This window comes from Snodgrassella communis (genome assembly GCF_914768045.1).
Classification (GTDB): Bacteria; Pseudomonadota; Gammaproteobacteria; order Burkholderiales; family Neisseriaceae; genus Snodgrassella; species Snodgrassella communis.
On record NZ_CAJZCD010000002.1, the window covers coordinates 183,640 to 208,918 of the forward strand.

The window sequence follows — 25,279 nt, forward strand, 5'->3', positions numbered from 1 at the left end:
AATGTTATACCAATATGCATAATTATCTATGGACTTCAATATTATCACAATAGTTTTTACATTCAACATAATATTGCAGTTGGTTTATAAAAAATATGGTGCTTTAGAATAATATTGAGTAATTCTAATCTAACCAGAATTAAAACTTTTTACCTTGAATAAGATGTTAATGCTCTTTTTTGTGTTAAGTTTTGCAATTTTTGGTCGCTTTAAGGTTTGCCTGTCAGTGGGCTGATGGTGAGAATTTCGTAACCATTTTCGGTCACCAATACTTCATGTTCCCATTGTGCAGAAAGTTTGTGGTCTTTAGTAACGACTGTCCAGCCGTCGTTAAGGATGCGCAGTTGACGTTTACCTTGGTTAACCATTGGTTCGATGGTGAATATCATGCCGGGTTGCAATTTTAAGCCGGTATGGCGACGACCATAATGCAACACTTGTGGTTCTTCGTGGAAACCTCGGCCGACACCATGTCCGCAGAATTCCTGCACCATGGAATATCCGGCATTTTCGACAACTTGCTGGCATGCATAGCCAATGTCTCCTAATGTAGCTCCCGGTTTGACTACTGAAATACCTGCCATCATGCTTTCATGGGTGATGTTGATCAGGCGGCGTGCCTGCGGACTAATTTCACCGACTGCATACATGCGGCTGGAATCGCCATGAAAACCGTCTTTGATAATGGTGACGTCGATGTTGAGGATGTCGCCATTTTTTAATGGTTTGTCATCGGGAATGCCGTGACAGATGACATGGTTAACTGAGGTACAGCAGGATTTGGGAAATGGTGGGTTACCATAACCCAGTGGTGCGGGATAGCCACCTTGAACGTTAATGTGGTAATCATGAATCAGTTTGTCGATTTCGTTGGTGGTTATACCTGGCTTGATGAACTGGCCTATGTAGTCAAGTGCTTCTGCTGCAAGCCGGCCAGCGACGCGCATCGCTGCAATTTCTTCTGCATTTTTAATAATCACGGCCATGATTTTTTCCTTTTATGATGATTAAAGTAGTTAGTTGATGTGTATGAATGCTTTAGGCATTGACGAGTATGCTCAATTCATCAGCAATGTTCTGCTTGCGCATCAGGCTTTCACCAATGAGAAAAGTGTTTACTTGATGTTGCTGCATTAGGTGAATGTCGTCTGTGGTAAAGATGCCACTTTCAGTAACCACGGTTTTGCCCGTCAGTAACGGTAGAAGTTTAATGGTTTGTTGTAAATCCACTTCGAAGTTACGCAGGTTACGGTTGTTTACGCCCCATAATTGGGTGCGCATGTTAATGCATTTTTCCAACTCTTCTTCATTGTGAATCTCAAGCAGTACTGTCATGCCCAGTTCGTGGGCAATAGCTTCATACTCATTTAGCTGGGTTTGGCTGAGTGCTGCTGCAATAAGTAAGATTGCATCCGCATTGTGCGCCCGGGATTGATAAACCTGATAGATGTCGATGATGAAATCTTTGCGTAATACAGGTAGGTTACAGGCGTTGCGGGCTGTATTCAGGTAGGCAAGGCTGCCCTGAAAATAGCTGACATCGGTGAGAACAGACATACATGCGGCACCACCTTTCTGATAGGAGCGGGCGATGTCTGCCGGTGAGAAATCGGGGCGAATCAGCCCTTTAGATGGGCTGGCCTTTTTGATTTCGGCAATGATGGCTGCTTTTCCTTGCTGATGTTTGGTATGAATGGCATCAAGAAAAGGGCGTACCGGTACTTGGTTGTAAGCCCGTGCACGTACTTCAGCTATGGATTCAGTGTTTTTGGCTGCCGCTACTTCTTTTTTTTTGGTAGCAATGATTTTATTTAAAATATCGCTCATGATGTTTCTCCAGACTCGGGCGTTGAAATTGGCTTAATCAAACAGGGGGAATGGCCGTTGTTAATTTCGGCGATAGATTCTGTTGTTTCAGGAGGGGGTATCTTCGTTGATTTCGGTTTTCAGTAATTGAAAAATTGCTCTGAATGCTTTGGGTGGTTTACCAGCTTCCTGTTCCTTACGAGCATTACGAATTAAAGTGCGCAGGGCACTAATGTCGATATGCGGATACTGGCTGATGACTTCAGTAAGGCTGCTATCATCGGCAATCAGGCGCTGGCGCAGGTTTTCTAGCCTTTGCAGGTAGGCGTTATGTGCGCTGTTCTCGCCTTTGAGGCGTGCCAGATAATCGCTGATTGGTGCGGTGTCGGTTTCACGCATCAGGCGACCGATATATTGTGCCTGTCGTTTAAGGGCACTGTTGGAGCTGATTTTTTGATAGTTTACTACTGCCTGTAATAAATCTTCGGGCAGATTCATTTTTTTTAGGGTATCAGTAGAAAGTTTGGTCAGTTCCATGCCTAGTTGTTGCAAATCGTTCATTTGCTTTTTCATCTGGGTTTTGCTTACCCATTCTTGTTCTGCAATGGTTTGGCTATCAGGCTTGCTATTCATATAGTATGTGTCACATGTGTGTCTGTATTTCAAGTGTCTATTTTAACAAAAAATCCGTATTATTTCAGTTGGCATGTATGTATCGCTGCTGCCAGTGCTTAAATCAGCATGCTAGAATGCAAGCTTCTTTGTATGAGGTTAATTATGTTTCATCACAGTGCCGAACAGTTACAACAGTTAAGTCAGCAGGCATTGCACAAAGCCATAGGACAAGGGGCAAATGCAGCTGAAATTGATATCAGTGAATCTGTTGGACAGAATGTGCAGGTGCGCCAGCAAGATGTTGAGCATATTGAATATCAGCAGGATAAATCTTTAGATGTTACTGTTTATTTGGGGCAGGCTAAAGGGCGAGCCAGTACGGCCGACTTTAATGAAAAAGCAATTGAGGAGGTGGTAACGGCGGCATTGAATATTGCTCGCTATACTGCTCAGGACGATTGTGCTGGTTTGGCTGATGCTGCATTACTGGCAACGGAGCTGGGTGATACAGAGGTATTTTTCCCTTGGTCTTTATCTGCAGATGAAGCCATTGCTATTGCTAAGCGTACAGAACGGGCTGCACTGGATACGGATGAACGTATCAGTAATTCGGAGGGGGCTGAGGTGCAGACTGACCATTATCAATATGTATATGCCAACAGTAATGATTTTTGCGCCTATCAGCGTGGCAGCCGGCACAGTATTTCCTGTAGTGTGGTAGCGGCTGATGATGCAGGTATGCAGCGTGATTACTGGTATGATCTGGCACGTGATGCTCGTGATCTGGATACAGCCGAAACTATTGGCCAGACAGCTGCTGCACGCACGGTACGGCGTCTGAATAGTCAGTCTGTAGCTACAGGGAAATATCCGGTGATTTTCGATACTACGGTAGCTGGCAGTCTGATTGGTCATCTGGTAGGCGCGCTTAGTGGCGGTGCTTTGTACCGGCAAACCAGTTTTCTGGTAGACAGTCTAGGCAAGCAAATTTTGGCACCATGGGTGTGCCTGACTGAAAAACCGCATGTGAAAAAGGCACTGGCCAGTACTTATTTTGATGCTGAAGGTGTCGCTACTCATGAGCGTACGGTTATTGATGGCGGCCATGTAGCTGGCTATTTTTTAAGTAGCTACAGTGCGCGCAAGTTAGGTATGACTACAACTGGTAATGCTGGCGGGGTTCATAATTTATATCTGAATCATACGCATACTACTCAGGCTGAGCTATTGCAGACGATGGGTACGGGTTTGCTGGTTACAGAGTTGATGGGGCAGGGTGTGAATGGCATTACTGGTGATTATTCCCGTGGTGCGGCCGGTTTCTGGGTGGAAAACGGGGTAATTGTCTATCCGGTGGAGGGTATTACGATTGCTTCGCGTTTACAGGATATGTTTATGGCCATGGCTGGTGCAGCAGATGATGCATTAAGGCGCAGTACACATAAGGTGGGTTCTATTCTGATAGATAATATGACGGTTGCTGGTGCATAAGGCTATGACTGGCTATCGTCTGTTTTATTGTAGCCAGCTAGTAAGTGATCAGGACAGCTTTTAGTGGCAGCCAGCTTGAGAGGATTGAAAATGAGCTTTCGTAAGGCATTGTGGTGTGTGTTTTTTCTGGGTGTGCTTTGTACAGCCGGTTCATTTATCGGTCAATACATTCTGGGTATGAATCCGTGTGTATTGTGTATTGCACAAAGGCTTGCGGTAATGGCTACTACTTTACTGGCTTTTTTGTGTGCCTGTTGTCCTAATCGCAGTTGTATAGAGCGCGTGATTAATGTTGTTGTGGTGAGTGTGGCGTCAGTGGTTGGATTAGGCGTGGCGATTTATCAAATATATATTCAACATTTGCCTTTAATAGATCAGCCTTCCTGTGGCGCACCGTGGACATTCCGGCTGCGGGATGCACCATTGCTTCATTTGTACGAACCAATTATTCGTGGGACTGGCAATTGTGGAGAGGTACAGCGTATTCTGTGGGTGCCTCTGCCGATATGGAGTGCATTATTTTTTACTGTTGTATTGCTGTGGGTTTGGGTATGGTTTTGGCGCAACAGGGATGCTAGAAAATAATGCTGTACTGGATAGGTCGATGAACTGATTTGCTTCGATGAATGTGTATGGTATGAATACTGGATTTTTACTGAAAGCAGCTGGTCGGATAACGTTAGCAGGAATGTTGTTGTGGGGCTTGTCTGCCTGTAAGGAATATACAAACTGGTCTGGTGCAGATGAAAATTCGCCGGATAACAGTCAGATATTTATCCAGCCCGCTCAAATAAGCCGGCTGATACCGGCTCGGGTAGCGCAGCGGGATGCATGGGCAGCAGATATCAGTCAGATTATGGATGAGCTGAAAATCAGCAAGACACGGGAAAATGTATGTAGTGTGATTGCTGTGGTGGATCAGGAATCAAACTTTGTTGCCAATCCAACTGTTCCTGATTTGGGTAACAAGGCAATTAAAGCATTTCAGACTGAGGTACCACAAAAGTTTGTCAGACAGTTTGGTCCGGCATTAGGACCAGCAGTTTCGCGTTATTTTACTTATGTGCTGCTTAATAAACCGAGTAAGGAAAATAGTTTTCTGGTACAAATGCGCTCGGTTAAAACAGAACAGCAACTGGATTTAATTTATCGGCAGATTTTTACTTATGTTGCTAAGCAGTTTTATGCTGATTCGATTGCCAGTGCGGCAGCCAAATTTATAGGCAAGGATCTGGGAGAAGAAAATAATCCGATTACTACTATTGGCTCAATGCAGGTATCGGTGAAATATGCGCGTCAGTATCAGCGCGACCATACTTCAGTGAATGAGTTACGTGATTATATGTATACTCGTGAGGGTGGTTTATATTATGGTATTCACCGGCTGATGAAATATCCGGCTAACTATGATAATGCACAATACCGTTTTGCTGATTATAATTCAGGCATGTATTCAAGTCGCAATGCAGCTTTTCAGCAGGACATTAATAAACTGCTTAATTTGAATATGTCGCTGGATGGAGACTTGCTGCTATATGATAAGGATGATAATGCTCAATCTATGCCCAGTCAGACTGAAACAGCATTAAATCAGTTATTTGCGGATCATGGTATGGCAATGCAGCCAGAACAGATTCGGGCAGATTTGCTCCAGGAAAAACAGGCGGAATTTGAGAATACGGCTACGTATCAAAATGTGATTTCTCTGTATAAGCGCCAGTTTGGTAAAAATCCACCCTATGCGATTATGCCGCAGGTGGTGATTAGTGGGCCGAAGTTAAGTAAGGATTACAATACTAACTGGTATGCAACTAATGTTACACGCCGTTATGATACTTGTATGCGGCGGAGTGATGGTGGTAAGCACCATCGTAAAAGATAAATCCTATTTTTGAATAACAGCTAGTGGAATTAATTCACTAGCTGTTTATTTCTATGAATATCAGTTCTGGAGCTTTTGTTTTGCTTCAAGGCTTTCCCAGCGTTCAAGCTTTTCTAACAAAAGCTCTTCAATTTCGGCAATGCGTGTCTGCCATTGGGCTGCCAATTTGTAGTCTTTTTTGAAAATTTCTGGATCGGAAAGTTTTTCATTTAACTCAGTTTGTTCGGCTTCCAGCGTGGCAAGCTCATCAGGTAAATTGGCAAGTTCGCGCTGTTCATTATATGAAAGTTTATCACTGCGCCGGTTTTTGATGCGAATTTTATCGTTGCTGCTGGTATTTTTGTTTACTGTTTGTGCTGGTGCCTGCAAGCTTTGTTCACGTTTACTGGCATCAATGTAATCCTGATAACCACCGATGTATTCTTTTAACTGGCCGTTGCCATTGAATACAATAGACTGGGTAATAACATTATCTAGAAAAGTACGGTCGTGGCTGACCAGAAATACTGTGCCATTGTAATTGCGCAATAATTCTTCCAGTAATTCCTGAGTATCGATATCCAGATCGTTGGTGGGTTCATCAAGAACCAGTATGTTAGCAGGACGGGTAAATAGTTTGGCCAGTAACAGCCGGTTGCGCTCACCGCCAGAAAGTGATTTGACTTCACTGCGAACTCTGGCCGGTGAGAATAGAAATTCTTCAAGGTAGCCGATTATATGTTTGCGTTGCCCGCCAATTTCTATATAGTCGTTCCCCTCACCAATAGTATCAAAAACTGTATCGTTTTCATTCAGTGCGCTGCGAAACTGATCAAAATAGGCGACTTCCTGACGGGAGCCCAGACGGATTTTGCCTGAGGTGGGTTGTAGCTCTCCTAAAATCAGCTTTAGAAATGTGGTTTTACCAACCCCGTTTGGCCCGATAAGACCAATTTTGTCTCCCCGCTGTATAACACAGGAGAAGTCATGCATGATGATGTGTTCATCATAGGCAAAGCCTGCATGTTCGATTTCGGCTATGATTTTGCCACTGGATTCACCATGATTTAAGTTAAAGCTAACTTGACCTTGAACTTCGCGCCGAGCTGCGCGTTCGCGCCGCAATTGCTCTAGCCGTTTTACCCGTCCCTGATTGCGCGTGCGGCGGGCTTCAATACCTTTGCGAATCCAAGCTTCTTCCTGAGCATGAAATTTGTCAAACAGGCGATTATGCTCGGCTTCTACAGCCAGTTCCTGTGCCTTTTTCTCACTATAGGCAGTAAAACTGCCCGGATAGCTGCGCAGATGTCCGCGGTCTAATTCAACAATACGCGTGGCTACGTGATCCAGAAAACGGCGGTCGTGTGTGACCACAATCAGGCTGCCAGCGAAATTGCTCAGCAGGTTTTCCATCCATTCAATTGCTTCTATATCTAAGTGATTAGTAGGTTCATCTAATAACAGGATATCAGGTTTCTGTATCCATGCCTGTGCCAGAGCAACCCGTTTTTTCTGTCCACCGCTGAGATTACTGATGAGTTCATTTTCTGGCAGTTTTAATTCGCTCAAGGTTTGTGCAATCAGTGCATCAAACTGCCAGCCATTACGGCTTTCCAGTTCATTCTGTAGCTCTGTTAAACGATTCAGGCTGGCTTCGTCACTAACATTCTGGCTAAGCTGATGATACTCACGCAGCAGATTTTGTAGCTCACCCAATCCTTCGGCAATGGTGTCAAAAATTGTTGCCTGCGGGTCAAAGAAGGATTCTTGTGGCACATATACTATGTTCTGATTACTCTGAATGGTTAACAGACCATCATCTAGTTTCTGTACACCAGCCAAAATTTTCAGTAATGTGGATTTTCCCGCGCCGTTTCGACCGATAAAGCCAATTTTCTCTCCTGCTTCCATTTGCAGAGAAGCATGATCTAATAAAGGATGATGACCAACTGCAAAGCAGGCGTTATCCAGTGACAGAATACTCATGATTCAACCAGACTAAGTTTAGATGTATGTTATAAAAAGAGCACGTATTGTAACAGTTTCATTATTAAAATGTTGCTGTGGCCTTGAAATGGCTAGTCATTAAAGATTCGGCAGTTCAGGTCGGTTTGGCTGTGGCCACTGAAAAAATGCGCTTTTTCGTCACAGCGGCTGGTACTGCTTTGGCAAAGAAAGACTTTGCCGTCCTGATTAAGCTTGAGTATACGTGGTTCGGCTTCGGTATCCAGTGCTACAGCTTTGAGTGTGTAATGTTCTTCACGGGTATAGCGGGGATTACCTTGAATGCGGAAACAGAAATGCTGGTTCTGGCTGATGGGTAATGTTGGCCAGCTGTTTGCGCTTTTTTTGTAACTGATGTGCTTCTGGTAGTGTTTGGCCAGATGTTGGCTGTTTGTAAGTAAAGCAGCCTGTGCCTGCTGGAGTCTTGCCTGCAACACGTGCTGGCGGTAATAGGGGTAGGCCATAATGGCAAGTATTATGATGATCGCTAATGATATTAATAGTTGGGTCAGACTATATCCAAGAATGCTATACCGAGCTGAATGTAATTGAAACTTATTTGGTTGATGATGAAATAAGCGTGCCATTTTGGGTTGAAGATTTTATACTCATGATATTGTATTATATCAATGTAATATATTTTTGTGGGAATAGATTAAAATTTGTTTGAGGTTTAATTATTCTGGGATTGATGCAGTGATCAATGTATCAGATAGAAACAATATTTTTATTGAATTTCCAGTTATACCAAGTGCTTTGCATATCTGTTTTGTAGAATGCAAATTTTCCTGATTTGCTGTGTTTTTTTATGCTTGGTTTATGAAAAATGAGTTTGCATAACTGATTTAATAAATTGATATTGCGAAATAGGTGCAAGGCTCTCAACAGGAGATTTTGAATATTATCAGTCAATAAATAAAATATTGATATTTGTGTTAATTTTATATTATATATCGTTGATATTTTCTACCTCTATAAAATAGACAACCAGATAAAAATATCAGTTTATAGTATTTGAGGTTGGATTTATTTGTGTGAATGATAAAAATAATTATGTACGGGCAATATTGCCCGTACATAACAATTATGGTTTCTGCAAAATAAATTAACGTGGGTGCAAACTTTCCATTCGAATCATGGTTACTGGTGACAGTACTCGTGGTAATGCCTGAATGCGAGCTATAGATTGTTTAATTAGGCGTTCTTTGGTTGAGTGTGTCAGGATAACAATTTCGGCGGATTCTTTGTTGATAATACCTTTTTGAATCAATGCTTCTATGGATATGTTTTCTGCAGCCAAAATATTGGCAATTTCCCCCAATACTCCTGGCTCATCACAGGCGGATACGCGCAGATAGTAGCTGCTGGTAATCTCGTCCATTGGTAAAATAGAGATGTTCTGTAATGAATTTGACTGAAAAGCCAGATAAGGAACACGGTAGCTGGCTTCTGCATTCTGCAAACGGGTAACATCTATAATATCAGCCATCACGGCACTGGCAGTAGGACCGGCACCGGCACCGGCACCGTAATAAAGTGTCTGACCAATCATATCGGCCTGAACTGATACTGCATTCATTACGCCTTCTACTTTGGCCAGTAAGCGGCTTTCGGGTATAAGGGTGGGATGTACACGTAGCTCAATGCCTTCTGGTGTTTTTCGCGTGATGCCGAGTAATTTGATGCGGTAACCTAATTCTTCTGCATAGCAGATATCCAGACTTTCCAGATGGCTGATGCCTTCCAGATAACATTGGCTGAAATTAATCGGTGTACCAAACGCCAGTGCTGAGATAATGCTGAGTTTGTGGCCAGCATCATGCCCTTCAATGTCAAAGGTGGGATCAGCTTCGGCATAGCCCAATATTTGTGCCTGCTTTAATGCATCTGTAAACGTACTGCCATTGGCACGCATTTCACTCAGAATAAAATTGCTGGTGCCATTGATAATACCGGCGATAGATTCGATATGGTTGGCAGCCAATCCTTCGCGCAGTGCTTTGATAATGGGAATACCGCCTGCAACGGCCGCCTCATACATTACCATAACATTATGTTCTGCTGCTTGCTGGAAGATTTCGTTGCCGTATTCAGCCAGTAGCTTTTTGTTAGCAGTAACAATATGTTTGCCGTTTTTAATAGACTGAACTACAGCATCTTTGGCAACCGTTGTGCCACCAATCAGTTCTACTACAACGTCCACATCAGGAGCGTTGACTACATCGAATATATCATCACTGATGAGTGTGTTATGTCCACATATTTCGCGGGTGCGCTCAATATTACGGCTGGCTGCCCGGGTAATAATCAGCTCACGCCCAAGTCTGCGGGTGATTTCATCTGCATTATTCTGTAACAGCTTGACGGTGCCACCACCAACTGTGCCAACGCCTAGCAAACCAATGCGTAGAGGCTGCATTTGTACTCCTTCAATTAGACCTATTTAATTGTATGATTTCCTAATACTTGCAATTTTACGCTAATCTACTATGCTAGCTGAAATTAGCTTTTTTGACTACTACTGTTACTGTTATATTAGATTGTGTAGAGACGTATAAGGAATATTTGATGCAGATTGATGAAATCCACGATAAACAGGGTTTATGGATTGAGGAGTTTGATACTGGCAAAATTACAATAAATGGCCAGCAATATGTCGGGCCAGTGTGTATTACAGCAACAGAAGTAATACCTTTGGATAAAAATACTGCTGAAGAGTTAACTATTGAAGATTTTTCTCAGGCTATAGAGGAGAAACCGGAAGTTATTCTGATTGGAACGGGCAGTAAACATGTGTTTATTCACCCACGTTTAACCGTACAATTGGTTGAGAAAAATATAGGTGTAGAAAGTATGAATACGGCAGCTGCATGTCGTACTTTTATGGTATTGCGCAGTGAAGGCCGCAATGTCTGGGCTTGGTTATGGCCATTAACTGCGGAATCATAGTATTTACTAGAATGATCTAGTAAATCAGTGCTGGATTGCTTATCGGACAGGATAAGCTATATTAAATTAATTTTTCTAAAAAAATTCAGGCTACAGGTTAATTTAGACCAGCAGCCTGAATGTATGTATGACCCGGAAAATTATTTAGCTATATTATTGTTCTGGCCTTTAATAATGCTCATGCCGGCACTAACTAAGCTGCCGATATCGGCTACGTTGGCGGGCATAATCAAGGTATTATTGGTTTTTGCTAATTTGGCAAAAGCATCGACATATTGTTCAGCCACTTTCAGATTAACTGCTTCTGTACCACCTGGTTCTTTAACGGCGGCGGCAACTTGGCGGATTGCATCCGCGGTGGCCTGAGCTACTAGACGAAGGGCTTCAGCCTCCCCTTCAGCGCGATTGATTTGTGCAATTTTGGCACCCTGAGATTCATTAATAGATGCCTGTGCTTCCCCTTGAGATTTTTGAATTTCGGCTTCACGCTGACCAGCTGCCAGATTAATCTGCTCTTGTTTAATCCCTTCAGACTGAGCAATACGCGCACGTTTTTCCCGTTCGGCGGTGATTTGTGCCTGCATTGAACGTAAGATTTCCTGTGGTGGTACTAAATCCTTAATTTCGTAACGCAGAACTTTCACGCCCCATGAAACGGCTGCTTCATCCAGAGAGGCAACCACTGTTTGGTTGATATCATCACGTTCTTCAAAGGTTTTATCCAGCTCCATGCGACCGATTACGGAGCGCAGGGTAGTTTGTGCCAACTGCGTGATGGCCACGACAAAGTTGCTGGAGCCATAGGAAGCAAGTTTAGGATCAGTTACCTGAAAATAGATGATACCATCCACTGTGAGTTGCGTATTGTCACGGGTGATACATACTTGGCTGGGTACATCCAGCGGAATTTCTTTTAAAGTATGTTTATAGGCTACACGGTCGATAATTGGGATGATGAAATTCAAACCAGCTACCATGGTTGCATGATAGCGGCCTAAGCGTTCGACAATGTAGACTTCCTGCTGAGGTACAACTTTAAATGCCATGCTGATAAAGACAACGATTGCAGCGAGCAAAAGAAAGGATAAAATCATGGTTATTCCTGACAAGTCGTGGATATTTGAGAAGTAAGGTTTAAGATATTGCCGTTGTGACTGATGATTTGAGCGTTGTCACCAGTTTTGGCTGTGGTAGGCTGGATAAAACGTGCCTGCCATGTGGTGCCACGATAGTGTACCTGCCATAAGCCGTTGGCTAGTGGCTTAGTTAGCACTACAGTTTGGCCGTAATCTGGGTTATCACTTGCCTTGGCTTTGTTTTCACGCGGATGATTCTGTTGCCACAGACGTACAATGATGATGCCTACAATGGAAAAAACCGTAGCAATTACCGCATTAATATTATTACTGGTTTGCAGCAGCCACTCAGCTAAGCCAGCGCTGAGTAATGAGGCGCTGATTACCAGAAGATAAAAGGTACCGCTGAACATTTCCAATACAAATAGTATCAGGGCAACAATGAACCAAATCATTTGCATCTCCTTAATCTGGTAATGGTTATCAGGGATAAATATTTATTACAATTTTAGCCATTGCTGTCTAGTATCCGCTGCCTACGCGTTTCACTCAGGACAATTCCTGTACTTACGGAAACATTCAGGCTTTCAACGGTTCCGAACATGGGAATGGAGACTAGTGTGTCACAGAGGTCACGAGTTAAACGGCGCATTCCGCTTCCTTCCGCACCCATTACCCAAGCTACTGCTCTGGGCGCTGTAAAGTGGTATAAATCATCACTGCCTTGCATGTCAGTGCCAATAATCCAGATACCATGTTGTTTCAGCTCCCGGATGGTGCGAGCCAGATTGGTAACGGTAATATAGGGTACAGTTTCGGCTGCGCCACAGGCTACTTTACTTACTGTGGCATTCAGGCCGGCACTTTTGTCTTTGGGGGCAATAACCGCGTGCACGCCCATAACATCTGCTACACGCAGGCAGGCACCGAGATTATGCGGGTCGGTAATGCCATCAAGAATGAGCAATAATGGTGGCTCATTCAGGTTTTCGAGTACATCTTCAATATCTACATGCTGTTTTGATGCATCAATAAATCCAACTACACCCTGATGGCGTGCGTGTTTGCTTAGGATATCAAGGCGTGCCTGATCTGCAACGATGACACGCACATTTTCTGTTTCAGCCTTGCTTAATACATCACGCATCCGAGCATCATGTTTACCCTCAAGTACATAAAGCTCAATAATGCTAGCGGGGTTTTGCCATAAACGGGCATTAACTGCATGAAAACCAATGATGAGGCGCTGATTTGACATGGATGTTTAATTTAATATGTAAAGAAGTCAATTATAGCTGAAATCAGTGTATCAATCTGGTTACACTTTATTTGTCATTTTATTTGTATGGCAAGGTGATGTCTATCATTTTTATTTACTGCTGAAACAGGCAGGAGGATAAGAAGTTTGAAATGATTTGTCTGCCACTAGATAGGTGATGAAACAAAACTGTATATATACTTATGATAAGTGTAGAAATATTGAGTAAAAAAATATATTTTTATCAAAAAATTAAAATAATATTAGATTAAATTTATATAAAAGTTTTACATGTTATTTTGTATTCATACTGTATCAGTATAGTTGGGAATTAAGCTTGTATGGGGGAAGGAGCCTGGGGCAACATTTGTTGGCTGGGTGTTTAACTTTGAAATACAGTTAGGATTTCTTATGGAATACTATTTATGGGTACTGGCCAAGTTTCTTATTGGCTTTCTGATTGTGATTCTGCATTTGAATTTTACGGGTAAAACTCAATTGAATCAGATGACACCGGTAGACTTTATCGGTAACTTTGTACTCGGCGGAATTATCGGTGGGGTTATTTATAATGAGGATATTCCGATTCATCAATATATTTTTGTGTTGTTAATTGGTGTTGGTCTGATTTCTCTCTTAAACTGGATCTGTAAACATGTGAGTTTTTTCAGGATGTTTGCCATTGGCGAACCGATTCCCATTATGAAAGACGGGCGCTTTTTAATGGACAATATTCTGCGCAAAAAAAATAAAATTGATATTTTGAATGTAGCTTCGCTTTTACATGCACAGGGAATTACCTCTTTTCAGGAAGTCAGTTATGCGCAGATTGAACCAAGTGGTTCATTAACTGTGCTCACTGACAAGGGCAAATATCCTTCATTGATTTTATTTAAAGATGGCGAAGCTCGTAAAACGGAACTGGAGCGAATAAATAAAGATGAAAAGTGGCTGGAGCAAAAAATACAGCAGCACCATTTATCTGAAAATGATTTATTCCTGATTGAGTTCTGGGAAGGTCGGCTAAACTTTATTCTGCGTTCAGGTGAGGTGAAAAAAGATACGCTGAAAAGTTAAATTTCTGTGTATAGATATTGCTGGGGAACAGCCACGACAGGTTACAATAGCTGTTTAAATTAAAAATAGTTTATTGCTGTGCAGCCACTTGAATATTGTTATCAGAAAATATGCCATAGCAAAAGTGCTATGGCATTTCGTTTTCCTTTTCTTTGTCGTTCACGGCGTCAGGCACTGATGGTGCTATATGCTTTGCAACAGGAGTTGCAGGAAGTGGTGCATGATTGTACAGACGTCACTGTGGCGCTAACTACACTTAACTGGTGGCAACAGCAGATACACGAGCTTTATTCTGCTAAAGCCATGCCGTCACATCCACTGATGCAGGCTCTGCAACCGCTTATTGCAGAATATGCTTTGCCACAGTCTGAGTTGCTGGCCTTGATTAAAGCGCATTTTACGGAACTGACTGAGGCTAGATTTCAGGATAGGAGTCAGTTACATCAGTATGCGTTTCAGGCAGGTATGGTTACAGGATGTTTGGGTAGCAGGATATTGGGGTTTACTGAACAACAAACTTTGGAATTTGCCGGAAAAGTTGGTGAATTATGCCAACTTGTAAAACTGTTTTCGCAAATTGGTGCAGATGCACGGCAGGGACGGCTTTATATTCCAGTAGCGATGTTACAGGAATTTAATGTGCCGGCTCATGTGGTATTAAATGGACGCGGTAGTGCAGAATTTACGGCTTTATTAAATACATGGTTAGATGAGTTAAAAAAGCAGTTTAAAACAGTGATGACGTTGTTACCATCAGTAGATAAAGGTCGTCAGGGTGCCAGTCTGGCCATGCTGAAGATTGCTTCTGCATTGCTCAGGGAGATTGAGCAGGATGGGGTGGCTAATGTTTTGCGCTATCAGTTAATTGTGCCGCGCCCGCGACAGCAGCGGTTGTGCTGGCAAATCTGGCTATGTAATTTCCTGCCGCTGTAGTAAGCAGGCTGAAATTCAGCTTGCTTGTTCTGGGAAGAAAAGTGATATGTGGCAAGGATTGTTGGTTATGAGCATTATTTTAACAATTTTGTCTGGTATTTGGCATTTTATTGCTTCAAAATATACAATTTGGCATTTTGTTTCGGGGTAAAACTGTTTATTTAAATAATTTTAATTACGTATTCAGGCTGTTTTTTGTATAATTTAAGCCATCATTTGCTTATTTAAGTAGGTGTAAGCAAATTTATTGCTAAAATTGCTTCAAAATAATCTTGTGCTGAGGAATCCAATATGCTTGGAGCGAAAAAAAAATTACTGATTCTGGGTTTATCTGCTGCCTGTTTGCTTACAGCTTGTTCGCCATCGGAACAGGGCAGCAAATCCAGTGATAATGGTATGAAAAAAGTGGCGATTACGGCAATAGTAGAGCACCCGGCACTGGATGCAGTGCGTCAGGGGGTGATAGATGAGCTACGTGCTGAAGGCTACGAGCAGGGAAAAAACCTGCAACTGGATTTCCAAAGTGCACAGGGCAATACAGCTACAGCTGGCCAGATTGCCAAAAAATTTGCCGGTAGTAATCCGGATGCGATTGTCACTATTGGTACACCTAGTGCGCAATCTATGGTTGCGGCAACCCGTAAAATACCGGTGGTATTTGCTGCGGTAACCGATCCGGTGGCAGCGAAGCTGGTTGCCAACTGGGAGCCGAGTAAAACTAATGTAACCGGTGTGTCTGATGAACTACCGTTGCAACCACAGATTGATTTGATGAAACAGGTGGTACCCAATCTGAAAACTGTTGGCTATGTGTATAGTCCGGGTGAAGTTAATTCGACGGTAGTTTTAGGACAATTGCAGACTTTATTGGCTAAAGACGGTATTAATGTGGCAGCGGTTCCGGCGCAGCGCACGACTGATGTGCCGATTGCTACAAAAAGCCTACAGGGTAAGGCAAACTTGATTTATACTTCACTGGACAATAATGTGGTTTCTGCCTATGAATCCATGTTCAAGGTTGCCAAGAACATGAAAATGCCGCTGGTAGCGTCAGATACTGGTTCAGTAAAACGCGGGGCGGCTGTGGCTATGGGCGTAAATTATCATGAGCTTGGTGTTGCTACCGGGAAGATTGTAGGGCGGATTCTGAAAGGTGAACAGGCAGGCAATATTGCACCGCAACGTATGTCTGTCGAGCAACTGGATTTAATGGTGAGTAAATCAAATGCCGCAGAACAGGGTATTACTTTATCACCAGAGCTACTCAAGCAAGCTACCGTGATCGATTAGGATAACCGGTTTTCAAACTGAATACCGTGACATCGGCAGGCTGATTCAGGCTTTGCCGATGTTGTTTTTATTTTCAACTACAATTTATTAATTGGATGATATGTCTTCTATAGCTTTATTTGGTGCTTTAGAAAGCGGGCTGATATATGCCCTTGTTGCTCTGGGGGTGCTGATTTCATTTCGTATTCTGGATTTTCCCGATTTAACTGCTGATGGCAGTTTTCCACTGGGTGGAGCGGTATTTGCAGTCTGCGTGACTCATGGAATTAATCCGTGGCTGGCTACGGCACTTGGTGGCGCTGCCGGTGCCTGTGCTGGTCTGATGACTGCATGGTTGCATGTTTCTTTGAAAATCATGCAGCTTTTAGCCAGCATTCTGGTGATGGTGGCCTTGTATTCTGTGAACCTGCGTATTATGGGCGCACCTAATCTACCCTTATTGGATCAGCCCAGTGTCTTCACGCCGTTTTTCAATGCTGATTTCAGCAATCAGTATTGGGTACAGCCACTTGTGATATTCGGTTTTGTGTTGATAGCTAAGTTGTTTCTGGACTGGTTTTTTGCCACTGAAATAGGTTTATCAATGCGTGCTACCGGCGTAAATGCTCGCATGGCACGTGCACAAGGGGTAAATACCGCGCGGATTCTGCTGTTAGGCATGGCAATGTCTAATGCATTCATTGCTATGGCCGGCGCTTTATTTGTGCAGACGCAGGGTGGTGCTGACATTTCTATTGGTATCGGTACGATTGTTGTTGGTCTGGCGGCAGTGATTATTGGTGAAACATTAATTCCTGGTAAGCGTTTTTTTGTAATTACGCTGGCTGTGATTGTCGGAGCTGTACTGTATCGTGCGTTTATTGCACTGGCATTGGGGAGCGATACGCTGCAACATATTGGTTTTGGACCACAGGATTTGAATCTGGTAACGGCCATTCTGGTGGTGTTGGCATTGCGTTTGCCTGCAATCAAAAGTTATTTTAAAAGGAAATTAAAAGCATGATGCGCGCAGATGATTTACGCCTGACATTCAATGCAGGAACGCCTATTGAAAATCCAGCTTTGCGTGGCATGAGTTTGAATATTGCTGAGGGTGAATTTGTTACTGTTATCGGTAGCAATGGTGCCGGCAAATCAACCTTTCTCAATGCTATCAGTGGTGATATTCTGATAGATTCTGGCAGTATTACCATTAATAATAAAGATGTGACCAATGAACCGGCTTATAAACGCGCACCGTTGGTGGCTCGGGTATTTCAGGATCCGCTTGCCGGTACCTGTGAAGCACTGACCATAGAAGAAAATATGGCTTTAGCACTCAGGCGCGGGAGCAGACGCGGTTTACGCGCGGCGATTAAACGCCAGTACCGTGAACTGTTTCGGGAAAAGCTGGCTATGCTCAATCTGGGGCTGGAAAATCGCCTGAGTGACAGGATTGGTCTGCTTTCTGGTGGGCAGCGGCAAGCTGTTAGTCTGCTAATGGCTTCATTACAGGGTTCCAAAATTCTGTTACTGGACGAACATACTGCTGCACTTGACCCGAAAACAGCCGCTTTTGTACTTGAGCTGACAGATCGGATTGTAAGTGAAAACAAGCTAACGGCAATGATGGTAACTCATTCAATGCAGCAGGCTTTGGATCATGGTTCGCGTACTGTTATGCTGCATCAGGGGCGGGTAGTTCTGGATGTGGCCGGTGATAAGCGTACCGGTATGAATGTCTCAGATCTGTTAAAAATGTTTGAACATACTCAGGGTGAAAAAGTAACTGATGATGCTTTATTGCTGAGTTAATTCTGTGTATTGTTGTTTAATTAGGCTGTCAAAAGTATTTTTGGCAGCCTGATTTGTTGAATGGATAAATAATGTTTGTGCCTGAATTGATTGTTCTGAATAAACCGTATGGGGTGATTTGTCAGTTCAGTCCCCATGAAAAATATCCTACTCTGAAGCAATATGTGCCTTTACCGGATGTTTATCCTGCCGGCCGGTTGGATACAGATAGTGAGGGTTTATTATTGTTAACAGCAAACGGAAGTTTGCAGGCAAAGATTGCTCATCCGAAATACAAGTTGGTGAAAACTTATTGGGCACAGGTAGAGGGGAAGCCTGATGCGGAACGCTTGCAGCAACTGGCGCGGGGCGTAGATTTGGGCGATTTTGTTACAGCTCCGGCACAGGTGAGTGTGGTGAGTTCTGCGGATAGTAAGCGCCTGTGGCCACGTGTACCGCCAATCCGCACTCGCAAGACAGTAACAGATTTCTGGCTGCAGATTCGCATCAGTGAAGGTAAAAACAGGCAGGTGCGACGCATGTGTGCCAGAGTTGGTTGGCCATGCCTACGTCTGGTACGGGTTGGTATTGGACGGTTAAATGTTTTTTCTCTGGATTTACCTTTAGGACACTGGCAAGCGCTTAACCCGCGCGATTTGTAATGAGTTATCGATGTTTTTCCAGATGTAAAATATAACCCTTACGCCAGTAGGCATAAGGGTTATATTTATTGATCAGTAATATACAATTAATCAGAAAGCCGGAATAATTGCGCCCTGATATTTTTCTTCAATAAATTTTTTCACTTCAGGCGAAGTCATAGCCTCTTTCAATTTTTGAATTGCTTCACGATGTTCATCACCAGTGCGTACAACCAGAATGTTTGCATATGGTGAATCTTTTTCCTCAATAAACAAAGCATCTTTCGTCGGTACCAGTTTGGCTTCCAGTGCAAAATTGGTATTAATGACAGCTAAAGTGGCATCATTTAAAGTACGTGGCAACTGTGGCGCATCTATCGGGGTAATTTTCAGGTGTTTCGGATTGTCTACAATATCGCGTACTGTAGCACTTATTCCTGTATCAGCTTTTAATTTGATTAAGCCAGCTTTTTGCAGCAGTAATAAGGCACGGCCACCATTGGATACATCATTGGGGATGGTGACCAAACCGCCATCGGGAACTTCACTGAGAGATTTAACCTTATTAGAGTAAACGCCCATTGGCTCTACATGAATATTGACAACTGGTGTTAATTGCATTTTATGCTTTTGCACAAAATTATCCAAATAAGGTTTATGCTGGGTAAAGTTGGCGTCTACATCTTTTTCAGCCAGAGCAATATTCGGGCGCACATAATCTGTCATTTGCACAATCTGTAAATCGATGCCCTCTTTTTGCAACAGTGATTTGGCTACTTGAAGAATTTCAGCATGAGGTACAGGGGACGCTGCTACTTTAAGTACCGTTTCTGTAGTTGAAGCAGGAGTGCTGGTGGTGCTTGCCGTTGGCGCAGATTCATCTTTTTGGCTGCATGCAGTGAGTACGGTGCTAATTGCGGCCACAGATAGTAATGCAAATAACAATTTTTTCATATTTAACCTTAATTAAGATAAACAATAAAATATACTGTTTAACATAACACAAAATACATGTTGCTTGTATTTTTTACATATGGGTATGCTATGGTTAATCAGCGAAGTAGCCACTTGTAACCAAAAATTGTCTGGCTGTACCAGCCAGACAAGATGAAAGATTATTTGCCCAGCATTGGTTTCAGATATTTACCAGTATAGCTTTTGCGGTTAGCGGCCACTTCTTCAGGTGCACCCTCTGCAATAATGGTACCACCACCATCACCACCTTCCGGTCCAAGGTCAACAATATAGTCGGCTGTTTTGATTACGTCCAGATTATGTTCGATAATAACGATACTGTTGCCTTTACCTTTCAGGCGCTGGATAACTTCCAGTAACAGGGCAATGTCGGCAAAGTGCAGACCGGTAGTGGGTTCATCCAGTATGTATAGAGTACGACCTGTATCGCGTTTGGATAATTCCAGTGCCAGCTTAACACGCTGAGCTTCACCGCCGGACAAGGTAGTAGCTGACTGACCCAGACGTACATAGCCCAGCCCTACATCCAGTAAGGTTTGCAGTTTGCGTTTTACCGTTGGTACTGCATCAAAGAAGCTACAGGCTTCTTCAACAGTCATTTCCAGAATTTCACTGATGTTTTTACCTTTGTATTGGATTTCCAGTGTTTCGCGATTATAACGTTTACCATGACAAACTTCGCAGGGAACATAGATATCAGGCAAAAAATGCATTTCGACCTTGATTACGCCATCGCCCTGACAGGCTTCACAGCGTCCACCCTTCACGTTAAATGAAAACCGCCCAACACTGTAACCGCGCTCTCGTGACAGCGGTACGCCAGCAAACAGTTCGCGGATTGGGGTGAATAAACCGGTATAGGTAGCAGGGTTGGAACGCGGCGTACGACCAATAGGCGACTGATCGACATTGATTACTTTGTCCAGTTCTTCTAATCCCTGAATATTTTCATACGGTGCCGGATCTTCACTGGCACGATTCAGTTCACGTGCTGCAATTTTTGCCAGAGTATCGTTTATCAGAGTGGATTTACCACTGCCGGAGACGCCGGTGATACAGGTAATCAACCCAAGCGGTAATGTCAAAGTGACGTTTTTGAGATTATTGCCGCTGGCTCCACTTAATACCAATAAGCGTTTTTTGTCTACAGGAGTGCGTTGTGCTGGTATGCTAATGGATTTTTTGCCACTGAGATACTGGCCGGTTATTGATTCTTTGCAGCTGGCAACCTGTTTGGGTGGGGCTGCTACTATCACGTGGCCACCGTGTTCACCGGCTCCCGGGCCCATATCGACAACAAAATCTGCAGCACGAATGGCATCTTCATCATGTTCCACCACGATCACGCTGTTGCCTAGATCGCGCAGGTGTTTCAATGTATCCAGTAAGCGGTCATTATCGCGCTGATGCAGGCCTATAGAGGGTTCGTCCAGTACGTACATCACACCGGTCAGACCGGATCCAATTTGACTAGCCAGACGGATACGCTGTGCTTCTCCCCCAGACAAAGTTTCTGCACTACGCGCCAGACACAGATAGTTAAGACCAACATTAATCAGGAAACCAAGCCTTTCATTGATTTCCTTGAGAATTTTTTCGGCAATTTGTTTTTTGTTACCATCCAGATTCAGATTCTGGAAAAAATCCAGTGTAATTGTGAGCGGCCATGCGTTTACTTCTTGTAATGGCTTACCGCCCACATAAACGTAACGCGCTTCAGTCCGTAGACGTGCGCCACCACAGGTCGGGCAGGCACGATGGCTCTGGTATTGGGCTAACTCTTCACGCACCGTGGCAGAATCAGTTTCCCGATAGCGCCGTTCCAGATTGGGCAAAATACCTTCAAAAGGATGGCTGCGGGTAAATTTAGTACCTCGTTCCGATAGATAAGTAAATTCAATCTGTTCTTTGCCGGAACCATGCAGCACAATATTCCGAATTTTTTCTTTTAGCTGGTTAAAGGGAGTGTCAACGTCAAAATCAAAATGATTAGCCAATGACTGAATCATCTGGAAGTAAAAAGTATTGCGTTTATCCCAGCCCTTAATGGCACCGGCGGCCAGAGATAAATCTGGATGCATAACCACGCGCTCAGGGTCGAAATAATTCATGCTGCCCAGTCCGTCACAACTGGGGCAGGCACCGACTGGGTTGTTAAAGCTGAACAGTCGCGGTTCCAGTTCCTGTAGGCTGTATGAGCATACAGGGCAGGCAAAGCGGGCAGAAAACCAATGTTCTTCTTTACTGTCCATTTCTATAGCCAGTGCACGTTCATTGCCAAGGCGCAGCGCGGTTTCAAAACTTTCAGCCAGACGCTGTTTAATATCAGCGCGTACTTTTACTCTGTCGATGACTACATCAATATCATGCTTGATGTTTTTCTGTAACTTGGGTATTTCTTCAATCGCATATACTTCTCCATCAACCCGTACTCGGGCAAAACCCTGTACCTGCAAATCAGCGAAGTAGTCTATGAATTCACCTTTGCGCCCCCGCACGGCCGGTGCCAGAATCATTACCCTCGTATCTTCCGGCAAAGCCAGAATATGATCTACCATCTGTGAAACAGTTTGACTGGAAAGTGGCAGATTGTGTTCCGGACAATATGGCGTACCTACCCGAGCATACAGTAAGCGGAGATAATCGTGAATTTCAGTTACTGTGCCTACAGTAGAGCGGGGGTTGTGACTAGTGGCTTTCTGTTCAATGGAAATAGCCGGAGACAGACCTTCAATTAAATCGACATCTGGTTTTTCCATCATTTGCAGAAACTGACGGGCATAGGCCGACAGGCTTTCAACGTAACGTCGTTGTCCTTCTGCGTATAAAGTATCAAAAGCCAGAGAAGATTTACCACTGCCTGATAAACCGGTAATAACTACCAGTTGATGGCGGGGAATGTCCAGATCTATATTTTTAAGATTATGTGTACGTGCACCGCGAATATGAATCGTGTCGTTATCTGACATAATGCCTTGCCCGAGCTAATGAAATGAGATAATTGGCTTTAATCAAATTGCAGTTTATTAAAACCATCCGGTATTATACCCATTTCAAAACGCCAATTTAAAGCTGTCAAGTAAAGGTTTTAATGTTTGCGTAAAATAAATCTCTTAAAATCAAGGCGCAATTCCGGGCTACGCCATAAGTAGAATAAAATTGGAACATTTCCCAAAGCGACAATAAAATACAGAACATTAATACTGTTAAACAGCCAGATAAGTATTGCACTCAATATTGCTGCACAGACCATAAACAGGCCATTAATAATGTTATTGGCGGCAACTGCATGTGCACGAAATTTGTCGCTGCTGCTTGTCTGAAGCCATGTATACAAGGGGAGGGAGAAGAAACCACCGCAAAAGCCGATACCAATAATGAATAGCATGACTGCCAGACTGTGAGGCCGGCTTAAAAATGTACCGATTCCCCCGATGGGCAGATTATGTTGTGCCTTAGTGACCCAAATCAGCAATAGACCAAAGATAGTGATGCCAAAGGCGCCCAGCATAACCAAACTGAGATGTAACTGATGGCGGCTCAGACGTGCACAGGCAATTGAACCACTACCTATGCCTAATGAAAACAAGGTAAGTATCAAGTTAAATACAGCTTCATTACCACCAAGATTCAGACGGGTAAAAGTAGGTAGCTGAGTGATGTAAACGGAACCCACTAGCCAGAACCATGAAATACCGATTATGGCTATCCAGACGCTTTTCTGCTGATAGGTTTGTTTAAGTAATTGTCTGGTACTGCGCAAAATGTTTGTATCAATGTATTGCTGGGGAATCTGCGCCGGTACACGTGGCATAAACATGCTGGCCAGTTGTCCCAACATGGCTACAAACAGCAGGGTGCCAAACAGCCAGACGGTGTCTGTACCTGCCAAAATAGTACCGAAAATCTGCCCGAGCAGTATTGATAAAAAAGTACCACTTTCAATCAGACTATTGCCATTTAGCAGTTCGTATGATGATAAATACTCGGGCAAAATAGCGTATTTTAAAGGGCCAAACAGGGTGGAATGTGTACCCATCAGAAACAGACACAACATTAATATTGCTACAGAATGCAGCCAGAAACCAAAGCCGGCTACCAGCATAATGCAGATTTCTGTGGCTTTTATCCAGCGTGCCAGTATTGCTTTATCCAGTTTATTTGATAATTCGCCGGACAGGGCAGAAAACAGAAAATAAGGCAGAATATACAGCAGGGCTCCGGCATTAAGCATCTGGCTGGCCGGTAACCAAGAATTGGAGCCTAAACCATAAAAGCTAATCAGCACAAATAATGCGGTTTTAAACAGATTATCGTTGAATGCGCCAAAAAACTGAGTACCAAATAGGGGCAGAAATCTTTTGGTACGGGCAAAAGCAAACTGGCTGCCAGACGGCAATATATCAGGAGTAGACATAAATGATCTTGCAAAAAGGTACTGAATGGTTACAGGGTGCCGGTAAGGTCGTTAAGCAGAAAATGCTGACCACACAGACTAAGATATTGTTGTTGTAGACGGCCGATAATATTGTTTTCAGCATCACATAATTGCACATAATCAGATTGTCTGTACCAACTTAGGCTGTCATGCTGGGATAATTGCTGCAATATCTGCCATTGTACTGAGCAGGCTTGAATATCTGCTTCATCCGCCTGTGCTTTAACTGCATAATAACCGCTGGCTCCATTGGTATAAGTAGAGTCATCATTGTCCATCAAAACCAGAAAACCAAGATGATGGTTATCTGGGCTATTAATACTAAAATAAAGCATAATAAAAAGTTCTCTGGATATTGAAAAGGACTTAATCAATTTCTGTATCTTACTGTCAGGATTCTAGCAGCTTATAAAAAATTATGTTTGCTAATATTCATCATTCTGCGCGCAGAATATTTATTAGTATTCATTGTAAACCATCATGTGTTAGATAAAGTATCACCAGCAGTATCTTGATAACTATATGAGTTGGCAGCTTAGTCGTGTCATTTTAATCGTTATGTTGCTGGGGTAGAGAAACCGGAAAAAGAGCAAAATACTGCGTATACTGTTTGGTTTGCCAGTGTTACAGGTACTGGCTGTATATGATGTGTGCACTATTGCTATAAGGCATAGGCGCAATAATTTATTTAGGTGATAGGTAAAGATAATAGTAATTATATTGCTTAAATAATCGCTCAGTGTGGGGTAGTGCTTTCTTTTGAACCTTTCTGTAACACATACATAAAAGGCTGAAATATACGAAGTACGGGTGTTCTAGGTGAAAATTTGGAATTCAGCTTTTGTACTTTTTTGCGCGAAAATTGCGTAAGTTTTGAAACCATTTGAGCAGATTATAAATACGATCTGGACAATATCTAAGCTGTTGTTAAAAATCCATTTTGTAGTAAAGATTGCTGGCGTGGTATAAAAGAATTGGCAAGAAGGTGCAAAAGTTGTCGCCATTCTAAATCAGTATGTGTGTATTGGTATGGTTAATGGATCAGAAACTATCTGTGTATTTATTCAGAAAAGAGTTCAACAATAAAACGGG

Annotated in this window: 23 protein-coding genes; 10 read left to right on the forward strand and 13 right to left on the reverse strand. The window is 43.1% G+C overall.

Features of this window, described 5'->3' with window-relative positions; all coding sequences use genetic code 11:
* Window positions 1-209: 209 nt before the first annotated feature.
* The 3 genes from map to yjgA form a co-directional block, all read right to left on the reverse strand.
* Window positions 210-989: a type I methionyl aminopeptidase gene (gene map, locus MJ761_RS02875; RefSeq protein ID WP_093090553.1), complete on the reverse strand. Its 780-nt coding sequence runs from the start codon at window positions 987-989 to the stop codon at window positions 210-212.
* Between the two features lie 49 nt (window positions 990-1,038).
* Entirely contained in the window at window positions 1,039-1,827 is a 789-nt protein-coding gene (trpC, locus tag MJ761_RS02880) for an indole-3-glycerol phosphate synthase TrpC (RefSeq protein ID WP_093090551.1), read from the reverse strand.
* Window positions 1,828-1,914: 87 nt separating this feature from the next.
* Window positions 1,915-2,439, reverse strand: coding sequence for a ribosome biogenesis factor YjgA (gene yjgA, locus MJ761_RS02885; RefSeq protein WP_093090549.1), 525 nt, complete (start codon window positions 2,437-2,439; stop codon window positions 1,915-1,917).
* A gap of 141 nt (window positions 2,440-2,580) precedes the next feature.
* Here yjgA and pmbA point away from each other — a divergent pair, with 141 nt between their 5' ends.
* From pmbA to MJ761_RS02900, 3 genes are all read left to right on the forward strand, one after another.
* Window positions 2,581-3,912 (forward strand): metalloprotease PmbA, encoded by a 1,332-nt coding sequence (gene pmbA, locus MJ761_RS02890; RefSeq protein WP_176715031.1) that lies wholly within the window; start codon window positions 2,581-2,583, stop codon window positions 3,910-3,912.
* 90 nt (window positions 3,913-4,002) lie between these two features.
* Complete coding sequence (locus MJ761_RS02895) at window positions 4,003-4,497, forward strand: disulfide bond formation protein B (RefSeq protein WP_093090545.1); 495 nt, start codon at window positions 4,003-4,005, stop codon at window positions 4,495-4,497.
* 52 nt (window positions 4,498-4,549) lie between these two features.
* Complete coding sequence (locus MJ761_RS02900) at window positions 4,550-5,794, forward strand: DUF1615 domain-containing protein (RefSeq protein ID WP_218060180.1); 1,245 nt, start codon at window positions 4,550-4,552, stop codon at window positions 5,792-5,794.
* A 60-nt stretch (window positions 5,795-5,854) separates the two neighbouring features.
* Here MJ761_RS02900 and MJ761_RS02905 read toward each other — a convergent pair whose 3' ends face one another.
* The 3 genes from MJ761_RS02905 to MJ761_RS02915 all read right to left on the reverse strand — a co-directional run bounded on the left by MJ761_RS02905 (window position 5,855) and on the right by MJ761_RS02915 (window position 10,196).
* Complete coding sequence (locus MJ761_RS02905) at window positions 5,855-7,759, reverse strand: ATP-binding cassette domain-containing protein (protein ID WP_093090541.1); 1,905 nt, start codon at window positions 7,757-7,759, stop codon at window positions 5,855-5,857.
* Window positions 7,760-7,851: 92 nt separating this feature from the next.
* A complete protein-coding gene (locus MJ761_RS02910) occupies window positions 7,852-8,241 on the reverse strand; it encodes a type IV pilin protein (RefSeq protein WP_176715019.1) in 390 nt (129 codons plus the stop codon).
* Window positions 8,242-8,882: 641 nt separating this feature from the next.
* Window positions 8,883-10,196 (reverse strand): homoserine dehydrogenase, encoded by a 1,314-nt coding sequence (locus tag MJ761_RS02915; RefSeq protein WP_093090537.1) that lies wholly within the window; start codon window positions 10,194-10,196, stop codon window positions 8,883-8,885.
* Window positions 10,197-10,345: 149 nt separating this feature from the next.
* On the opposite strand from MJ761_RS02915, the gene MJ761_RS02920 reads away from it, so the two are divergent.
* The gene (locus MJ761_RS02920; protein ID WP_093090535.1) at window positions 10,346-10,726 is read left to right on the forward strand and encodes an Mth938-like domain-containing protein; all 381 of its coding nucleotides are present in this window, start codon (window positions 10,346-10,348) and stop codon (window positions 10,724-10,726) included.
* Between the two features lie 140 nt (window positions 10,727-10,866).
* Here the strand turns inward: MJ761_RS02920 and MJ761_RS02925 are convergent, their stop codons facing one another.
* From MJ761_RS02925 to rlmB, 3 genes are read right to left on the reverse strand one after another with little or no spacing between them, the layout of a single operon-like run.
* Window positions 10,867-11,820 (reverse strand): SPFH domain-containing protein, encoded by a 954-nt coding sequence (locus MJ761_RS02925; protein ID WP_037405604.1) that lies wholly within the window; start codon window positions 11,818-11,820, stop codon window positions 10,867-10,869.
* 2 nt (window positions 11,821-11,822) lie between these two features.
* Entirely contained in the window at window positions 11,823-12,257 is a 435-nt protein-coding gene (locus MJ761_RS02930; protein ID WP_037405603.1) for an NfeD family protein, read from the reverse strand.
* Window positions 12,258-12,310: 53 nt separating this feature from the next.
* On the reverse strand, window positions 12,311-13,060 hold the full coding sequence (gene rlmB, locus MJ761_RS02935) for a 23S rRNA (guanosine(2251)-2'-O)-methyltransferase RlmB (RefSeq protein ID WP_093090533.1): 750 nt from the start codon (window positions 13,058-13,060) through the stop codon (window positions 12,311-12,313).
* A gap of 411 nt (window positions 13,061-13,471) precedes the next feature.
* On the opposite strand from rlmB, the gene MJ761_RS02940 reads away from it, so the two are divergent.
* From MJ761_RS02940 to MJ761_RS02965, 6 genes are all read left to right on the forward strand, one after another.
* A complete protein-coding gene (locus tag MJ761_RS02940; RefSeq protein ID WP_093090531.1) occupies window positions 13,472-14,137 on the forward strand; it encodes a DUF421 domain-containing protein in 666 nt (221 codons plus the stop codon).
* 129 nt (window positions 14,138-14,266) lie between these two features.
* Complete coding sequence (locus MJ761_RS02945) at window positions 14,267-15,070, forward strand: squalene/phytoene synthase family protein (RefSeq protein WP_093090529.1); 804 nt, start codon at window positions 14,267-14,269, stop codon at window positions 15,068-15,070.
* 291 nt (window positions 15,071-15,361) lie between these two features.
* Window positions 15,362-16,360, forward strand: a complete 999-nt coding sequence (locus MJ761_RS02950; RefSeq protein ID WP_093090527.1) for an ABC transporter substrate-binding protein — start codon at window positions 15,362-15,364, stop codon at window positions 16,358-16,360.
* A gap of 100 nt (window positions 16,361-16,460) precedes the next feature.
* Window positions 16,461-17,363, forward strand: a complete 903-nt coding sequence (locus MJ761_RS02955; RefSeq protein WP_037490821.1) for an ABC transporter permease — start codon at window positions 16,461-16,463, stop codon at window positions 17,361-17,363.
* Window positions 17,360-18,154: an ABC transporter ATP-binding protein gene (locus MJ761_RS02960; RefSeq protein WP_093090524.1), complete on the forward strand. Its 795-nt coding sequence runs from the start codon at window positions 17,360-17,362 to the stop codon at window positions 18,152-18,154. Before MJ761_RS02955 ends, MJ761_RS02960 begins: the two co-directional genes overlap by 4 nt.
* A 71-nt stretch (window positions 18,155-18,225) precedes the next feature.
* Window positions 18,226-18,795: a pseudouridine synthase gene (locus tag MJ761_RS02965; protein WP_176715018.1), complete on the forward strand. Its 570-nt coding sequence runs from the start codon at window positions 18,226-18,228 to the stop codon at window positions 18,793-18,795.
* A 90-nt stretch (window positions 18,796-18,885) separates the two neighbouring features.
* Here the strand turns inward: MJ761_RS02965 and MJ761_RS02970 are convergent, their stop codons facing one another.
* From MJ761_RS02970 to MJ761_RS02985, 4 genes are all read right to left on the reverse strand, one after another.
* A complete protein-coding gene (locus tag MJ761_RS02970; protein ID WP_093090522.1) occupies window positions 18,886-19,728 on the reverse strand; it encodes a MetQ/NlpA family ABC transporter substrate-binding protein in 843 nt (280 codons plus the stop codon).
* A 161-nt stretch (window positions 19,729-19,889) separates the two neighbouring features.
* Window positions 19,890-22,718 carry an excinuclease ABC subunit UvrA gene (gene uvrA, locus MJ761_RS02975; RefSeq protein ID WP_093090520.1) on the reverse strand — a complete coding sequence of 943 codons (2,829 nt, stop codon included), beginning with the start codon at window positions 22,716-22,718 and terminating at the stop codon, window positions 19,890-19,892.
* A 119-nt stretch (window positions 22,719-22,837) separates the two neighbouring features.
* Window positions 22,838-24,166 carry an MFS transporter gene (locus MJ761_RS02980; protein ID WP_093090518.1) on the reverse strand — a complete coding sequence of 443 codons (1,329 nt, stop codon included), beginning with the start codon at window positions 24,164-24,166 and terminating at the stop codon, window positions 22,838-22,840.
* Between the two features lie 29 nt (window positions 24,167-24,195).
* Window positions 24,196-24,522, reverse strand: coding sequence for an HLGFF motif protein (locus tag MJ761_RS02985; RefSeq protein WP_093090516.1), 327 nt, complete (start codon window positions 24,520-24,522; stop codon window positions 24,196-24,198).
* Window positions 24,523-25,279 lie beyond the last annotated feature (757 nt).

Bases quoted from the DNA above. Each gene is read 5' to 3' on its own strand.
- trpC (WP_093090551.1), bottom strand. From the start codon at position 1,827: ATGAGCGATATTTTAAATAAAATCATTGCTACCAAAAAAAAAGAAGTA.
- yjgA (WP_093090549.1), bottom strand. From the start codon at position 2,439: ATGAATAGCAAGCCTGATAGCCAAACCATTGCAGAACAAGAATGGGTA.
- MJ761_RS02895 (WP_093090545.1), top strand. From the start codon at position 4,003: ATGAGCTTTCGTAAGGCATTGTGGTGTGTGTTTTTTCTGGGTGTGCTT.
- MJ761_RS02900 (WP_218060180.1), top strand. From the start codon at position 4,550: ATGAATACTGGATTTTTACTGAAAGCAGCTGGTCGGATAACGTTAGCA.
- MJ761_RS02905 (WP_093090541.1), bottom strand. From the start codon at position 7,759: ATGAGTATTCTGTCACTGGATAACGCCTGCTTTGCAGTTGGTCATCAT.
- MJ761_RS02910 (WP_176715019.1), bottom strand. From the start codon at position 8,241: ATGGCCTACCCCTATTACCGCCAGCACGTGTTGCAGGCAAGACTCCAG.
- MJ761_RS02915 (WP_093090537.1), bottom strand. From the start codon at position 10,196: ATGCAGCCTCTACGCATTGGTTTGCTAGGCGTTGGCACAGTTGGTGGT.
- MJ761_RS02920 (WP_093090535.1), top strand. From the start codon at position 10,346: ATGCAGATTGATGAAATCCACGATAAACAGGGTTTATGGATTGAGGAG.
- MJ761_RS02925 (WP_037405604.1), bottom strand. From the start codon at position 11,820: ATGATTTTATCCTTTCTTTTGCTCGCTGCAATCGTTGTCTTTATCAGC.
- MJ761_RS02930 (WP_037405603.1), bottom strand. From the start codon at position 12,257: ATGATTTGGTTCATTGTTGCCCTGATACTATTTGTATTGGAAATGTTC.
- rlmB (WP_093090533.1), bottom strand. From the start codon at position 13,060: ATGTCAAATCAGCGCCTCATCATTGGTTTTCATGCAGTTAATGCCCGT.
- MJ761_RS02940 (WP_093090531.1), top strand. From the start codon at position 13,472: ATGGAATACTATTTATGGGTACTGGCCAAGTTTCTTATTGGCTTTCTG.
- MJ761_RS02945 (WP_093090529.1), top strand. From the start codon at position 14,267: ATGGCATTTCGTTTTCCTTTTCTTTGTCGTTCACGGCGTCAGGCACTG.
- MJ761_RS02950 (WP_093090527.1), top strand. From the start codon at position 15,362: ATGCTTGGAGCGAAAAAAAAATTACTGATTCTGGGTTTATCTGCTGCC.
- MJ761_RS02955 (WP_037490821.1), top strand. From the start codon at position 16,461: ATGTCTTCTATAGCTTTATTTGGTGCTTTAGAAAGCGGGCTGATATAT.
- MJ761_RS02960 (WP_093090524.1), top strand. From the start codon at position 17,360: ATGATGCGCGCAGATGATTTACGCCTGACATTCAATGCAGGAACGCCT.
- MJ761_RS02965 (WP_176715018.1), top strand. From the start codon at position 18,226: ATGTTTGTGCCTGAATTGATTGTTCTGAATAAACCGTATGGGGTGATT.
- MJ761_RS02970 (WP_093090522.1), bottom strand. From the start codon at position 19,728: ATGAAAAAATTGTTATTTGCATTACTATCTGTGGCCGCAATTAGCACC.
- uvrA (WP_093090520.1), bottom strand. From the start codon at position 22,718: ATGTCAGATAACGACACGATTCATATTCGCGGTGCACGTACACATAAT.
- MJ761_RS02980 (WP_093090518.1), bottom strand. From the start codon at position 24,166: ATGTCTACTCCTGATATATTGCCGTCTGGCAGCCAGTTTGCTTTTGCC.
- MJ761_RS02985 (WP_093090516.1), bottom strand. From the start codon at position 24,522: ATGCTTTATTTTAGTATTAATAGCCCAGATAACCATCATCTTGGTTTT.